This is a genomic window from Aminobacter sp. GW821-FHT11F06, from assembly GCF_058808215.1.
This window is the reverse complement of sequence record NZ_JBXARL010000002.1, coordinates 179,390-193,802: the sequence shown is the minus strand read 5'-3', so window position 1 is coordinate 193,802 and position 14,413 is coordinate 179,390. Positions and strand designations below refer to the sequence as shown.

Below are 14,413 nucleotides of genomic sequence, written 5' to 3'. Positions count from 1 at the left end.
AATTGCAACTATTGACACATTTCCGGTGCGCTCGATCGATAGGACTCAAACCGCCCGTGGCCCGATGATCAAGGCCGCGCGATAGGCCGGTTCTCCGTACCAGGCCATGCGATCGAACATGGCATCGCGGATCGGCAGATCGGCAACATCGACGCTGGTTTCGAGCGCATCGACTTCGAACCATGGGTCGTTGACGAGGAAATGCTCCGCGCTCACCGCATGGGCGACAACCCAGTGCGGTGCGGTGCGGCCGTGGGTCTCCCTTTGGTCGATCAGGACCACTGCGATCGAGCCTGCGGCCACGGCGCCGCGCAGTTCGGCGATGGTGAAAGCGCGCTCCGCGACCTCGATGCCGGCATCAAGCACACGGGTCTTGAAGTCGGCCTGGACGAACTTCATCAGGTCGCGTTTGGCTTCGGTGTTGCCGCGATCGATGAGGATCGCTTCGGATGTGCTCATGAACACCTTCACCGCATAGCCGCGCGATGCTGCTGAAAGAGCGAGGCCGTAAGGATCGCAGCCGCCGGGGCCGTCCATCGACACCACAGTCGTTGCCTCGCGCCACATTGCTATTTCCAGAAGACGGTCCATGCCAGACGAAGGATCGAGGCCGGCAAAAGCCATCATCAGCGAGGCCGAGCCACAGGTGAAACCTGTCGTTTGCGTGTATATCGGCGTCCTTGAGTTTGCCGTCAGCCCGTCGTTTCGCAATCGTCGTTCCGCATATGTCGCGCCTGGTCGCGCGGTGGCGATGCCGGTCAGGCCTCTCAAAGTTGCGGAGATATCGTTTTCCGCTGTGTCAGCTGCGATGCGCCAGGTCAGGATATCGCTGTCGAGCGACAGCTGCTCCAATGCCGATACAAGTTCGCGGCCGACAGCGTTGCTGTCGATGTCATCGGCATCGACCCAGAAACAGGCGATCCGCAGCATTGTCGTGGTGCGCCGCCTGCGCCCGACCAACAGCCCGACGATGGCATCGCCACGATGCGCAATGAAAACGATGCGGCCGCGCGCCGACTGGATTGCCGCAAGGCGCTCGGCCATATCAGCTGGCAGTCCTTGCGGCGCTTCGCGGCCATCGAGAAGTTGCGTGACGTTGATGGGCTCGGCCATGTCAGATCCTTGGAGTTGCGAGATGGGCGAGGCAATCGCCGCGCACGACCAGCGAGGGGTGGCGCTGGCACACGACGATGCCGGAAATGTCGAAATACTGGGGCGTCGCTGCGCGCGCCGGATCATTCACCGCATGGATCACACCGCATAGGGCGCCAGCCTCGATGTGGTCTCCGAGATCGGTCATCGGCTCGAACACGCCGTCCTCGGTCGCGTAGACATAATAGTCGCGCCCAAGCACCTCGAACTCGACGGCGGGAGGCAAGGGTTCGTCCAATGTTGGCTCGATCATGCCAAAATGGGCGAGCAGGCGCTGGATGCCGTTTTCGATCAGCGCAAGCCCCTGTCGCGATACCGTTCCGCCGCCGCCAAACTCGCCGCCGAGCGAAATGATGCCCTGGCGGTTTGACTCCGAGGTCGAGAGCCGGGGATCGGGGCTGTAGCCCCAGACCTGCAAATGCGGCGCCCCGAACGCCCGTGCGGCCGCGAGCGCGCGGTTGTCGAGTTCGGCATCGCCGCTGCGGCGGATGGAGACGAACGGAAGATAATTCAGCGACGAGCCGCCGGCGTGGAAATCATGATAGACATCGGCGAGTGGCAGCAGCACGGAGCTGACATAGTCGGCGATGGCCGCAGTCGGCCCGCCCAGGGGATCGCCGGGATAGGCACGGTTGAGATTGCCGCCGTCGAGCGGAGAGACACGGCAACCGGCAAGTGCCGCCGGCGCGTTGAGCATCGGCAGCACGATCAGCCGGCCGTTGATCGAGGCGGGATCGATGGTCCGCAGCAGCTTGGTCAGCGCGATCTGGCCTTCATATTCGTCGCCATGGGTGCCTGCGGTGAGCAGCATTGTCGGGCCCTTGCCGCCTGAAACGACCCCAACCGGGATGGTGATCGTGCCATAGGCCGAGCGATGAACCGAATGCGGCAGATGCAGATTGCCGATCTGCTTGCCCGGTCGGTCATAGTCCAGCTGCGTCCAGATTTGCGTCGACATCTTCAGTTGCTGCTCATGCGGGAGTGGGAATTGGCAGCTGCCTGGCGATAGAGCGCCAGCAGCCGGGTGGTTTTCGGCGCGTGTTGCGCGCCTGAGGTGTTTGCCTGAAAGGCAGGGATTTCCTGCCAGCGATGGCAAGCGACCAGCCGCCCGTCGTCGCCGGGCGAAAGGGCGGGGATTTCCCGCCGGCAGCGCTCGACCGCGAACGGGCATCTTGGGTGGAAGCGACAGCCCGAAGGTGGATCGAGCGGACTTGGCATATCGCCGCTCAGCGCCACGCTGGCCTGGCGCGCGCCCGGCCGCGCCACAGGTGCTGCAGCGAGAAGCGCTCGTGTGTAGGGATGCGACGGCTGGTCGAAGATCACAGCCTTCGGGCCGATCTCGACGATATTGCCGAGATACATCACCGCGATGCGGTTGCTGATGTGACGGACGACGGACAGGCCATGCGAGATGAACAGATAGCTCAGCCCCAGGCGATCCTGAAGGCTTTGCAGCAGGTTGACGATCTGCGCCTGAACCGAGACGTCGAGCGCGGAGACGGGCTCGTCGCAAACGATCAGCCTGGGTTCGACGGCCAGTGCGCGGGCGATGCCGATGCGCTGGCGCTGCCCGCCGGAGAATTCATGCGGGTAACGTCCGGCATGCCGCTTCGCCAGGCCAACAAGGCCGAGCAGTTCGGCGACCCTGTCATTGACGTTGCGGCGGTCGGCCAGCCCATGCAACAGCGCAGGCTCGGCGATCAGCTCGCCGACTGTCATGCGCGGGTTGAGCGAGCCGTAAGGGTCCTGGAAGATCAGCTGGATGCGGCGGCGCATGGCGCGCTGTTGGCTGGCGGTCTGGCCGGACAGGTCCTGGCCTTCAAACAGGATACGGCCTGAGCTCGGCGCGGTGAGCCCGACCAGCATGCGCCCGGCGGTCGACTTGCCGCAGCCGCTTTCGCCGACCAGCGACAGGGTCTCGCCCGGATTGATGCGGAAGCTGATGTCGTTGACGGCGCTGAGCATCCGTTTTTGCCATGGCCAGCTACCGGAGACGCTGAACTTCTTGCTCAGCCCCTCGACTTGCAGCAAAGGGGCGGCCGTGTTGTTGGGCGACGTCATTGTTGTCCTCCCGGGGTGAGGCTTTCCAGCAGGGGCGCGCGCCAGCAGGCGGACAAATGGCCCGGCCTGACGGTCTGGAGTGGCGGCGCCTCGACGGCGCAACGCTTGATGGCGAAGGGGCAGCGCGGCTGAAAGCGGCAGCCGGGAGGCAAGGCCAGCGGATCGGGCATGTTGCCTTCGATCGGCGTCAGCGTTTCGCTGTCGCCGTCGATCGCCGGCATCGAGCTGAGCAGCCCGATCGTGTAGGGGTGCTCGGGCCCGTCGAACAGATCGGCGACCGGGGCGATCTCGACGATGCGGCCGGCATACATGACAGCGACCCGGTCGGCCATCTCGGCAACCACGCCGAGATCGTGGGTGATCAGGATGATGGCCGCGCCGCTGCTTGTCTTGAGCTCACGCATCAGGTCGAGAATCTGGGCCTGAACGGTGACGTCGAGCGCGGTCGTCGGTTCGTCGGCGATCAGCAGCTCGGGCCGGCAGGCCAGCGCCATGGCGATCATCGCCCGCTGGCGCATGCCGCCGCTGAGTTCATGCGGATAGCTTTTCATCCGCGCCTTCGGCGAGGGGATGCCGGTCAGTTCCAGCACTTCGACCGCACGGGCTCGCGCTGCCGCCTTGCCGACCGCCTCGTGCAGCTGGATCGCCTCGACGATCTGGTCGCCGATCGTCTGCACCGGATTGAGCGATGTGTTGGGCTCCTGGAAGATCATGCCGATGCGGCCGCCGCGAATGTCGCGCATTGCGTGGGCCGGCTTGGTCAGCAGGTCTTCGCCATGAAACAGGATCTGGCCTGTCGTGATGGCACTGGGAACCAGCCGCAGCAGCGACAGCGACATGACGCTCTTGCCCGAACCGGACTCGCCGACGATCGCCAGGGTTTCGCCGGCACGCACGGTGAAATCGACGTCGTCGACGGCCGTCACCGTTCCGCCTGAGGTGTGGAAGCCGACCCGCAAGCCGCGGACCTCGATCAGGGGCGCATCTGGGGTCATCGCTGCAGCTTCGGGTCGGTGAGGTCGCGAAACGCATCCCCCAGCAGGTTACAGGACAGCACGATCATGAAGATCAGCAGGCTCGCGGCGGTCGAGATATGCGGCGCCAGGAAGATGAAACTGCGCCCTTCGGCAGCGATGCTGCCGAGTTCCGCCGTCGGTGGCTGCAATCCAAGGCCAAGGAAGCCAAGTGCCGCGGCCAGAAGGATCGTCTCGCCGAATTGCAGCGAGCAGTAAACGACGATGGGAGCTGAGCAGTTGCGCAGGAGATAACGCCGGATCAGGGCACCGTCGGACAGGCCGATGACGCGCCCGGCATCCATGTATTCCGCCTGCATCACCGAGGCAGTGGCGGCGCGGGCAACGCGAGCGATGGGCGGTACGGCAGACAGGCCGAGCGCGATCACCAGGCTGTCCATGCCAACGCCGAGCATTGCCGCCAATGCCAGGCCAAACAGGATCGATGGAAACGACAGCAGGATGTCGACCAGACGCATCAGCGGCCCCTCGAGCCGGCGATAGAAGGCGGCGGCCAGGCCGATGCTGGTGCCGATCAGGCTGCCGACGACGATGCTGGCAAAGCCAAGCGCAAGTGTCGTCCGCGCGCCGTAAAGCAGGCGGGTCAGCATATCGCGACCCTGGGTGTCGGTGCCCAGCAGATGTTCGCCGCCGGGCGGGCGGAGCCGCATCCTGAGATTGGTGTCATAGGGATCGAACGGTGCCAGCACGGGCGCCAGAACGGCCGCAACGACAATCACGACAAGGAAGATCAACGCGATGAGAGCCAGCGGATCGCGTGACAGGCGGCGCAGCAGCGGCGGCCTCGAAACGCTAGCGGGATTGGCTGTTTGGGCGGCGGTCGCGTCGGTGCTCATCGGACCTTGCTCCGGATGCGGGGGTCGAGCAGGCCGTAGAGTGCATCGACGACGAAATTGACCACGATGAATCCGAAGGCGAGCACCAGGATGCAGCCCTGGGCCATCGGAAAGTCGCTGGAGACGATGGAGCCGACCGCCAGCCGGCCGATGCCGGGCCAGCCAAAGATGGTTTCGGCGATGACCGCGCCGCCGAGCAGCGAGCCGATCTGCAGGCCGATCAGCGTCACGACCGGTATCAGCGCGGTGCGCAACGCGTGTCTTGTGACGACGCGGAACTCCGATGCGCCCTTGGCACGGGCGGTGCGGATGAAATCGACGCCCAGCACCTCGACCACCGCGGTGCGGGTCATCCGCGCGACCGGGCCGATGAAGATCAGCCCCAGCGTCAGCGCGGGTAGCGCGACGTGATGCAGCCCGTTGAGCGTCCACAGCGGCCCGCCGCGCCCCTGCAACGGAAACAGCTGCCACCGAAACGCGGCGAACTGCAGCAGCAGGAGCCCGACCCAGAAAGCGGGAACCGAAACGCCGGCCACCGACAACGCGGTGACGGCGCGGTCGAAGACCTGCCCACGGCGCATGGCGGCAAGCGTGCCAAGCAGGATGCCAAGCGGCACAGCCCAGATCAGGCTTGCCACCATCAGCTCGATTGTCGGCCCGAGTGCCGTCAAAAGCTCGCTGGCGACCGGCGCATTGTTGATGATCGAGCGGCCGAGATCGCCTTGCAGGACGCGCAGCAGATAGAACCAGAACTGCATCATGATCGGCGCGTCGAGGCCAAGCTTATGTCGGATGTCTTCGATTTCGGCAGCGGTGCCCGACGGTCCGGCGATGATGGTGGCGGGGTCCGTCGGAATGACCTGAAGCATCAGGAAACCGATCAGAAGCACACCGAGCAGCACTGGTATCGAGGTCAACAAGCGCCAAAGGAGCTGTCGCGTCACGTTGTCTTCTCCCAAGCAGGCGTCATTTCAGGGATTCCGGGCGGGCCCGAAATCCCTGGCGTTCAAGCGGTCCACCGCGCCGCCGCCAGGCTGGGCGCGGTGGACCATCGCCGTCATTTCGCCAGCTTGAGATCCAGCCCGTTGTAGAGAGGCGCGCCGCTGATGCCGTGCGGCTTGAACGGCGCCACGCGCGGCCCGGCCACCACGACCAGCTTCTCGTTGACCAGCGGCTTCCACAACACGGCGTCGTGGATGATCGCGCCGGCCTCGGCGAAGGCGGCAAAGCGTGCTTCCGCCGAGATCGCGCGGTTGCCGGCGTCGATCAGCTCATCCGTCTTGGGGTCGTTCCAGTTCATCCGGTTGGGCGTGGGCATGTTCGACGACAGGAAATACAGGTTCATGGCATCGCCCGCGCTCAGATAGGGATAGCTCATCTGATAGAGGTCGAAGTCCTGGGTCTTCAGCTTGCCCCACACGATCGTCGGATCGTAGAGCTCGACCTTCAGGTCGACGCCGATCTTGCGCAGGTCGCCCTGCACGGTCTCGGCCATCTGCTTGTCCGAATCGCCGGTGAAGCCATAGAAGACCAGCGACAGAGGCTTGCCGTCCTTCATGCGGACGCCGCCGTCCTTGGCGACCCAGCCTGCCTCGTCGAGCAGCGCCTTGGCCTTTTCGGGATCATAGCCGAAAGCGTCCAGATTCATCGTCGGATTGAAGTCGCGCGCGGCCTGGGAATAGTAGGACCTGGCCGCCTCGGCCTCGCCAAAGAAGATCGTGTCGGCGATGGCGCTCTGGTCGATCGCCAGGCTGAGCGCCTCGCGGACGCGCTTGTCGCCAAGGTCGGGGCGCGTGATCTTCATGCCGACATAGTGGGTGCGGAAGCCCGCTTCGGGACGCAGCAGCTGGATCGAAGGCGTCGCCTGCAGCTGGGAGAGCGCCCAGGCCGGCACCGCGAAGGACACGTCGCCTTCGCCGGTCTGCAGCGCGGCGGCAAGGGTTGCCTCTTCCGGCACGATCTTCCAGACGATTTTCGCGACCGAGGCCGGTCCGGGATTTTCCATGAAGGACGGCCCCCAGCGATAATTGTCGTGGCGGGTCAGCACCGTTTGGGTGCGCGGCGTCCACGACTGGAAGCAGAATGGCCCGGTGCCGTTGAAGGCAGCGACCCCGAAATCATCCTTGAGCGCGGTCGCCTGGTCCGGGTCGATGATGATGAAGTTGAACTGCGTCATCTGGTACAGCAGTTCCGAATAGGGCTCCTTCAGCCGGTATTCGACGGTGTAGTCGTCGAGCGCCTTGACGCTTTCGACCTTGCCGGCCTTCCATTTGCTGACGCCGGGAAAATCCGCGTTGAGCCAGCGATCCATGGTGCCGACAACGGCCTTGGCGGTGAACGGCTTGGCATCGCAGAAGCTGACGTCGCGGCGCAGGTGAAAGGTGTAGGTGAGGCCGTCGGCGCTGACGTCCCAACGCTCGGCCAGGCCGGGGCGAAGGGTCTTCAGATCGTGGTCGAGCGTCACCAGCGTTTCGCCGACCATGTAGAGGATTTCGGCCGCGGCGAGCGCGGTGGAGCGCTGCGGATCGTAACGATCCGCGTCACTGATGCGCAAGACCACGGCGGTATCTGGTTCCTGTGCCATGGCGGCCGTCGTGACCAATGCGAGCGAAAGCATGCATCCGACGGCTCGTTTTCCGATGATTCCCATTTACTCACTCCCCTTTGTCATTGGACGCCGTTGCGGCAAACCTTTGGCCAGCGCCAACCGTCTCCTTGCAAGGAGCGTCCTGGCGCAAACTTCGAGGTTGAAAATGTCCGGCGTCGTGAGCTGAAGAGTAGAGTGGCCGGCGATGCTCGTTCAAACGATAAGATCGCGTCAAATCATTCCTCTACGGAATGAACTATCGCGCCGCGCCGACGCGGCACCTCGTGGCCAACGGAAGGTGGCCGCTTGGATGCCGCCACCTCGTCGAGCAGCCATTGCCGGAAGGCCTGTACCGCGGGCAGATGGCTCTTTCGTTCCGGACAGACGAGATAATAGGATTCCGGGCTCTTCATCGGCCGGCCAAAGGGCGCGACCAGCGTGCCGTCGGCCAGTTCGGCCTCGATCATGAACCTCGGCACGATCGCCATGCCCATGCCGCTGATGGTGGCCTGGATGATCATCTCGAACTGTTCGAAGCGGACGCCGTGGAACGGATTGACAGTAGCCTCGCCCGCATTTTGCAGCCAGTCCTTCCAGGCGCGCGGCCGGGCGCGATGGTGCAAAAGGGCGACCCGTGCGAGGTCGGCGACGCGGCTCACCGGTCCGTCCGGCGCCATCAGCGACGGCGCGCAGACCGGAATGACTTCTTCCTCCATCAACTGGTCGGACGGTCCGCCGGGCCATGGTTTTTCGCCGAAATAGATGGCGACGTCGATGTTTTCCTCGACAAGGTCGAAGGGCCATGTCCGCGCCGTCAAATTGAGCGCGATCCTGGGGTGGCGTGCCCTGAAGCGGCCGATGCGGGAGGCGAGCCAGCGCGAACCGAAGGTCGGCAGCGTGGCGATGTTGAGCATGCCGCCGCCGCCCTGGAAGGCGAGCGCCTCCATCGTTGCCGATTCGAGGATTTCGAGGGCCTCGCGCACCCGGGCAAGATAAAGCTGCCCGGCCTCGGTCAAAACGATGCGCTGCCGGATGCGCTCGAACAGGCGCAGGCCGAGGAAGGATTCGAGCGACTGGACCTGCTTGCTGACCGCGCTCTGCGACAGGTTCAGCTCTTCGGCGGCGCGGGTAAAGCTCGAATGGCGCGCCGCAGCTTCAAAGATCGTCAGCGATGGTAGCGAAGGCAAGACGCGGCGCATGACGATTCCGAACTGGGCACTGGCAAATGTCGGAGGCGACTATGGAGTGCTTGTCGTTGCGCCGCAATGTCGGGTGAGGGGCCTCGCTCACCTTGGGCGGCTACTTGCCGCCGATGCGGCCTGGGCGCTTCAGAGCAGGATTTTCGCAAGGATTGCGCCAGCGGAACCGACGACCGACAAGACCATGAGTATGGCGGCCGCGTTCTCCAAGCGAGGCGTTTTGACCGGTTGCGGAACGAAGCGCTCGAACGGGCCGCCTTGCGAAAAGACCTGCAATCGGTCGTACCACTGCAATCCATGATCGATAGCGCTGAGCCACATTTTCGTCCCGCCACCCGATGTCGCCAGCGCTTGAGGCGCCAGCTTGCGCGACACCAATACGTCTCGGCGCATGGGGTTTCGAGGTGACCGAAACGGCACGGAAATCAAAATGTCATAGGAATTTGGCTGCCGGGCCTGGTGAACGCCGGTGGCGCCATCGCAACTCGGCATTCCAATGGTTGCCGCAGCGCGGCTGGCTGAAGCCTCTCGACCCTACTCCGGCTTTTGGCGCAATATGCAGCGGAAGCTGACATGGCTGGTCGAGGTATCGACCGGCTCGGCATGCCGCGCGGCAGGGCGGTAGCGGCGGCAATAGTTGGGGGCGCACAGATGCGAGCCGCCCTTCAGCACCTTGCGCGGAATCCTGATCTGCGGCTGGTTCGGGTCGAAGCTCGACTCGATGGGCCCGCCGCGCGGATTTGTCGGCACGCAACAGGCCTTGGGCGCATCTTCGGTGTGCTTGGTCGACCAGAAGTCGCTGGTCCATTCCCAGACATTGCCGATCATGTCGTAGAGGCCGTAGCCGTTGGCCGGAAAGGCGGTCACCGGCGAGGTGCGGTCGTAGCCGTCGCTCTTGAGGTTTTCGTGCGGGAACATGCCTTGCCAGGTGTTGGCCATGTGCTTGCCGCCAGGGGTGAGTTCGTGGCCCCAGGCATATTCGGCGTCCTCGAGCCCGGCGCGGCCCGCGAACTCCCATTCGGCTTCGGTCGGCAGTTCCTTGCCCGCCCATCTGGCATAGGCCTCCGCGTCGCAATAGGCGACGTGAACCACCGGATGCTCGTCGAGCCCCTTGATATTGCTGCCCGGGCCGTACGGACGGCGCCAGTTGGCACCGAACTTGAAGGCCCACCATTGGCCCCAGTTGCGCAGGTCGACCGGTCCTTTCGGCGGCGAAAAGATCAGCGACCCGGCTTGCAGCATATGCGGCAGCGCGCCGGGATAGTCAGCCGGGTTTGGCGGAATCTCGGCAAAGGTGGTGTAGTTTGTCGCCTCGACGAAACGCCTGAACTGGCGGTTTGTGACCGGGGTCTTGTCCATGAAGAACCCGTCAACGGTGACGCTATGGGCAGGGCGTTCTTCGGCATAGTGATTGTCCGAGCCCATGCGGAACGTGCCGCCTGGAATCCACAGCATATCCGCCTTGCCGATGACTGCGCTTTCGTTCATGGCGACTTTCTCTTTCAACGGCTTCGCACGGCGTGGCAGCATACACTTTGCCTCGGCGGTGTCGACCTTTTCGCTGGCCCGCACGCGTGCCTTGGGGCCTCAGGATTTCTCGTCGGCAAGCTGCTTGCGGGCCTTTTCCATCGCCCGCAAGGCCTTGTCGTCGACCTCGGGAAATTGCGGATCAAGCTTCTGCAACTGGTCGACGATGGTTGCCGCAATGACAAGGCGCGTGAACCATTTGTTGTCGGCAGGCACCACATGCCAGGGCGCGCTTTTCGTTGCCGTATGGCGGATCATGTCCTCATAGGCGTCCATGTAAGCACCCCAGCGCTGGCGCTCGACAAGATCCTGGCTGGAGAATTTCCAGCGCTTTTCCGGTTCCTCGATGCGTTCGATGAAGCGCCGTTTCTGCTCTTCCTTCGAGACATGCAGGAAGAACTTGAGAACGACAGTGCCGTTGCGCGCCAGGTGTTTTTCGAAAGTGCAGATGTCTTCGAAACGCTCCTTCCAGATGTCGTCGGTCACGAGTTCCGGCGGCAGGTTCTGACTGGTGAGGATTTCGGGGTGCACACGCGCCACAAGCACTTCTTCGTAGTAGGAGCGGTTGAAGATGCCGAGGCGGCCGCGCTCCGGCAGATTGACCGCACAGCGCCATAAATAGTCGTGGCGCAGTTCGGTCGAACTCGGTGCCTTGAAAGAGGTCACGTCGCAGCCCTGGGGGTTGACCCCGGACATGACGTGCTCGATGGCGCTATCCTTGCCCGCGGCGTCCATCGCCTGCAGGACGATCAGCACCGACCAGCGGCCCTCGGCGTAAAGCCGTTCCTGCAGCCCGCGCAGACGCTTCACGCCCGCTTCCAGAAGTTCCTTGGCGTCACCTTTTTCGATGTCGAGGCCACATGTGTCGCCCGGATCGAAATCCGCGAGCTGGAACTTCCGGCCTTTCTTGACCCGAAAGGTTTTGACGATTTCGGCTGGCAGCATTTAGGTCGCCTCTGATGCTGAACGGGAGCGCGCCGCCGGCTATTTTGCCTGGGGATAGACGGCGAGCCAATCGCTCTTCATGTCGACGATCGTCCAGCCCTTGGCCGTGCCCTCGTCGAGCGCCTTGTCGAGCTTGCCTACATGTGAGTCGCGGTCATAGGCCCATTCGCGGTCCGCGTCGGTGTGGTGGACGATGCCCATGAAGCGCGCGCCGTCACCGGCTGCGGTCCATTCCAGCATCTGCTGGTCGCCGTCCGAATTGCCGAAGGCGAAGATCGGGCGGCGGCCGATGAAATTATTGATGCCAGCCGGCTTGCCGGGGCCGTCATCGACAAACTGGACCTTGGGTTCCTTGACCAGAACCGGCTTGCCGTCGCGCAGTTCGAACTTGGTCACGCCGGCCGAGCCGATGACCTGCTCCGGTGGGATGCCATAGGCCTTTTCGGTGAAGCCGCGCATGAATTCGACGCCGCCGCCCGAGACGATGAACGTCTTGAAGCCGTTGGCGCGGAGATAGTCGAGAAGTTCCAGTTGCGGCTGGTAGACCAGTTGGTCGTAAGGGCGGTCGAAGCGGGGGTGGCGCGCTGTCTTCAGCCAGTCGGAAACGATGGCGGCATATTCATCCGTCGTCATGCTGGCGTGGGTCAGCGCCATGATCTCCATGAGGCCCTTTTCGCCTGAAGCAGCGAGGCCTTTGGCGTCTCCGGCCAGCACCGATTTGTAGGGCTCGGTGTCCTTCCATTCGGGGTGCTGCGGCGCCATCGCCTTGATGCGGTCGAGCGCGAAGGCCAGCTGGAAGTAGATCGGCTGTTCCGACCACAGCGTCCCGTCATTGTCGAAAACGGCGATGCGCTCCTCCGGCTTGACGAAATCCGCCCCGCCATCCTTCGTCACCTTGGCGACAAATTCCGTGATCGCCGACTTCACCGCGCCATCCTTCCAGGACGGCAAGGGCGCTGATTGTGCAAACGCGCTCGACACAAGTGTCAGCACCAGGAGTGGGGCTGCGAGCGCCGCCCGCAACAAGAAGTTGCATGAATGGGTCATGGAAGTCGTCTCCGGCCAAACTGTTCACCTGGAATGCTATAGGCCTTTCAACCGGGCAGCCAGAGCAAAAGCCGAAAGCGGGGCATCCATTAGTATCCATTAATATTAATACAAATACCAACAGATGTCGGGCCAAAGCGCATTATCATTTTGTTTACACGACATAAGCTTGGGTGCCGAAACATCTGCTCGCGGGCAGAATCCGCAAACGTTCCGTCTTCCCTAATGGGAAAGGCGCCAATACAGTGACCTTGCCGAAAGGAGGCCCGGCGCAAAGTCCGCCGACAATCAGGGCGGGCGCCCCTGTCTTAAATCACCCGTTCATTTCAACTGATTTCGCACAGGAGTATGACTATGCGGAAGGGAAATACGTTAAAGGCGATGATGATCGCCGCGGCCAGTTGCCTGGCCATCGGGGCGGTTTCATCCGCCAACGCGCAGGACGCGAAACCCAACATCCTCGTCATCTTCGGCGACGATATCGGCCAGACCAACATCAGCGCCTATTCGATGGGCCTGGTAGGGTACAAGACGCCCAACATCGACCGCATCGCCAAAGAAGGCATGATGTTCACCGATTATTACGGTGAAAACAGCTGTACGGCGGGCCGCTCGACCTTCATCACGGGCCAGGTCTGCCTGCGCACGGGTCTGTGCAAAGTCGGTGCGCCCGGCGCGCCGGTCGGATTGCAGGACGGCGACATCACCATTGCCCAGGCGCTCAAGCCGCTGGGCTATGCAACCGGCCAGTTCGGCAAGAACCACCTCGGCGACCAGGACAAGTACCTGCCGACCGCGCATGGTTTTGATGAATTCTTCGGCAACCTCTACCACCTCAACGCCGAAGAAGAGCCGGAAGCCCCTTATTGGCCCAAGGACGACAAGGAATTCCTCAAGGCATACTCGCCACGCGGCGTCATAAAAGCCTCTGCGGACGGCAAGGTCGAGGACACCGGTCCGCTGACCAAGAAGCGCATGGAGACGATCGACGACGAGACGACGGCCGCCGCCATCGACTTCATGGATCGCCAGGCCAAGGCCAAGAAGCCTTTCTTCACCTGGATGAACACAACCCGCATGCATGCGTTCACGCACGTGCGCGAATCCATGCGCGGCCAGAGCGGCATGGTCGGCAACGAGTATGCCGATGGCATGGTCGAGCATGACGGCGACGTCGGCAAGCTGCTGAAGGCGATCGATGATCTCGGCATCGCCGACAACACCATCATCGTCTACACGACCGACAACGGCCCGAACCAGTGGTCGTGGCCGGATGCGGCGACGACGCCGTTCCGCAGCGAAAAAGACACCAACTGGGAAGGCGCGTTCCGCGTGCCCGCGATGGTTCGCTGGCCGGGTCACGTCAAGCCGGGTCAGGTCTCCAACGGAATGGTTTCCGGTCTCGACTGGTTCCCGACGCTGCTTGCAGCCGCTGGCGACACCGACATCAAGGACCGCCTGCTGAAGGGATGGAAGCCCGAGGGAAGCCAGACGACCTTCACCAACCACCTCGACGGCTACAACCAGCTCGATTACCTCACCGGCAAGGCAGACAAGAGCGCGCGCAGCGACTTCTTCTACTTTGACGATGACGGCAATCTTGTCGCTACCCGTTACGACGACTGGAAGGTCGTCTTCCACGAGCAGCGGGTCCCCGGCGGATTTGGAGTCTGGCAGGAGCCGTTGGTCACGCTGCGCGTTCCCAAGCTCTACAACCTGCGCATGGATCCCTACGAGCGGGCAGACATCGTCTCCGACCAGTACAATGACTGGCTGGTCAGGAACGACTATCTTCTCGTCAAGGGCCAGCTGAAGGCCGGTGCCTTGCTTGAAACTTTCGTCAAGTATCCGCCCAGCCAGCGCGTTGCCAGCTTCAACATCGAAGGGGTTCGCGAAGAGGTGAACAAGGCGATCGACAAGTCGTTCAAGGATCGCGGCATCGAAAAATAACGCGATAATCGAGCGGCTCTAGCTCGATCTCAAAGCACAAACGGACGCATCGCCATTGGCGATGCGTCCGGCAAC

The 14,413-nt window shown here is 63.1% G+C and carries 13 protein-coding genes; 1 reads left to right on the top strand and 12 read right to left on the bottom strand.

The genetic code is table 11. From position 1 onward, the window contains the following. Positions 1-45: 45 nt before the first annotated feature. The 12 genes from AC1RTB_RS05355 to AC1RTB_RS05300 all read right to left on the bottom strand — a co-directional run bounded on the left by AC1RTB_RS05355 (position 46) and on the right by AC1RTB_RS05300 (position 12,388). Positions 46-1,113, bottom strand: a complete 1,068-nt coding sequence (locus tag AC1RTB_RS05355; protein ID WP_492875427.1) for a peptidase C39 family protein — start codon at positions 1,111-1,113, stop codon at positions 46-48. A gap of 1 nt (position 1,114) precedes the next feature. Beyond that, complete coding sequence (locus AC1RTB_RS05350; protein WP_492875425.1) at positions 1,115-2,110, bottom strand: succinylglutamate desuccinylase/aspartoacylase family protein; 996 nt, start codon at positions 2,108-2,110, stop codon at positions 1,115-1,117. 2 nt (positions 2,111-2,112) lie between these two features. Further along, positions 2,113-3,213, bottom strand: coding sequence for an ABC transporter ATP-binding protein (locus AC1RTB_RS05345; RefSeq protein ID WP_492875423.1), 1,101 nt, complete (start codon positions 3,211-3,213; stop codon positions 2,113-2,115). Beyond that, positions 3,210-4,208: an ABC transporter ATP-binding protein gene (locus tag AC1RTB_RS05340; RefSeq protein ID WP_492875421.1), complete on the bottom strand. Its 999-nt coding sequence runs from the start codon at positions 4,206-4,208 to the stop codon at positions 3,210-3,212. The genes AC1RTB_RS05345 and AC1RTB_RS05340 overlap by 4 nt, the downstream gene beginning before the upstream one ends. Continuing rightward, positions 4,205-5,083, bottom strand: a complete 879-nt coding sequence (locus AC1RTB_RS05335; RefSeq protein ID WP_492875419.1) for an ABC transporter permease — start codon at positions 5,081-5,083, stop codon at positions 4,205-4,207. The genes AC1RTB_RS05340 and AC1RTB_RS05335 overlap by 4 nt, the downstream gene beginning before the upstream one ends. Beyond that, positions 5,080-6,027, bottom strand: coding sequence for an ABC transporter permease (locus tag AC1RTB_RS05330; RefSeq protein WP_492875417.1), 948 nt, complete (start codon positions 6,025-6,027; stop codon positions 5,080-5,082). The genes AC1RTB_RS05335 and AC1RTB_RS05330 overlap by 4 nt, the downstream gene beginning before the upstream one ends. A gap of 113 nt (positions 6,028-6,140) precedes the next feature. After that, positions 6,141-7,667, bottom strand: coding sequence for an ABC transporter substrate-binding protein (locus AC1RTB_RS05325; RefSeq protein ID WP_492875416.1), 1,527 nt, complete (start codon positions 7,665-7,667; stop codon positions 6,141-6,143). Between the two features lie 239 nt (positions 7,668-7,906). Continuing rightward, complete coding sequence (gcvA, locus tag AC1RTB_RS05320; protein WP_492875414.1) at positions 7,907-8,869, bottom strand: transcriptional regulator GcvA; 963 nt, start codon at positions 8,867-8,869, stop codon at positions 7,907-7,909. A 129-nt stretch (positions 8,870-8,998) separates the two neighbouring features. Then, complete coding sequence (locus AC1RTB_RS05315) at positions 8,999-9,262, bottom strand: hypothetical protein (protein WP_492875412.1); 264 nt, start codon at positions 9,260-9,262, stop codon at positions 8,999-9,001. A 141-nt stretch (positions 9,263-9,403) separates the two neighbouring features. Continuing rightward, positions 9,404-10,357, bottom strand: coding sequence for a formylglycine-generating enzyme family protein (locus AC1RTB_RS05310; RefSeq protein WP_492875410.1), 954 nt, complete (start codon positions 10,355-10,357; stop codon positions 9,404-9,406). A 99-nt stretch (positions 10,358-10,456) separates the two neighbouring features. Next, a complete protein-coding gene (locus AC1RTB_RS05305) occupies positions 10,457-11,341 on the bottom strand; it encodes a polyphosphate kinase 2 family protein (RefSeq protein ID WP_492875408.1) in 885 nt (294 codons plus the stop codon). Positions 11,342-11,380: 39 nt separating this feature from the next. Continuing rightward, on the bottom strand, positions 11,381-12,388 hold the full coding sequence (locus AC1RTB_RS05300; protein WP_492875406.1) for an HAD family hydrolase: 1,008 nt from the start codon (positions 12,386-12,388) through the stop codon (positions 11,381-11,383). Between the two features lie 384 nt (positions 12,389-12,772). Here AC1RTB_RS05300 and AC1RTB_RS05295 point away from each other — a divergent pair, with 384 nt between their 5' ends. Next, positions 12,773-14,338, top strand: coding sequence for an arylsulfatase (locus AC1RTB_RS05295; protein ID WP_492876326.1), 1,566 nt, complete (start codon positions 12,773-12,775; stop codon positions 14,336-14,338). The last annotated feature ends 75 nt before the right edge of the window (positions 14,339-14,413 follow it).

Excerpts from the sequence above, each read along its gene's own strand:
- AC1RTB_RS05355 (WP_492875427.1), bottom strand. The coding sequence starts at position 1,113 with ATGGCCGAGCCCATCAACGTCACGCAACTTCTCGATGGCCGCGAAGCG.
- AC1RTB_RS05350 (WP_492875425.1), bottom strand. The coding sequence starts at position 2,110 with ATGTCGACGCAAATCTGGACGCAGCTGGACTATGACCGACCGGGCAAG.
- AC1RTB_RS05345 (WP_492875423.1), bottom strand. The coding sequence starts at position 3,213 with ATGACGTCGCCCAACAACACGGCCGCCCCTTTGCTGCAAGTCGAGGGG.
- AC1RTB_RS05340 (WP_492875421.1), bottom strand. The coding sequence starts at position 4,208 with ATGACCCCAGATGCGCCCCTGATCGAGGTCCGCGGCTTGCGGGTCGGC.
- AC1RTB_RS05335 (WP_492875419.1), bottom strand. The coding sequence starts at position 5,083 with ATGAGCACCGACGCGACCGCCGCCCAAACAGCCAATCCCGCTAGCGTT.
- AC1RTB_RS05325 (WP_492875416.1), bottom strand. The coding sequence starts at position 7,667 with ATGGCACAGGAACCAGATACCGCCGTGGTCTTGCGCATCAGTGACGCG.
- gcvA (WP_492875414.1), bottom strand. The coding sequence starts at position 8,869 with ATGCGCCGCGTCTTGCCTTCGCTACCATCGCTGACGATCTTTGAAGCT.
- AC1RTB_RS05315 (WP_492875412.1), bottom strand. The coding sequence starts at position 9,262 with ATGCGCCGAGACGTATTGGTGTCGCGCAAGCTGGCGCCTCAAGCGCTG.
- AC1RTB_RS05310 (WP_492875410.1), bottom strand. The coding sequence starts at position 10,357 with ATGAACGAAAGCGCAGTCATCGGCAAGGCGGATATGCTGTGGATTCCA.
- AC1RTB_RS05305 (WP_492875408.1), bottom strand. The coding sequence starts at position 11,341 with ATGCTGCCAGCCGAAATCGTCAAAACCTTTCGGGTCAAGAAAGGCCGG.
- AC1RTB_RS05300 (WP_492875406.1), bottom strand. The coding sequence starts at position 12,388 with ATGACCCATTCATGCAACTTCTTGTTGCGGGCGGCGCTCGCAGCCCCA.
- AC1RTB_RS05295 (WP_492876326.1), top strand. The coding sequence starts at position 12,773 with ATGATCGCCGCGGCCAGTTGCCTGGCCATCGGGGCGGTTTCATCCGCC.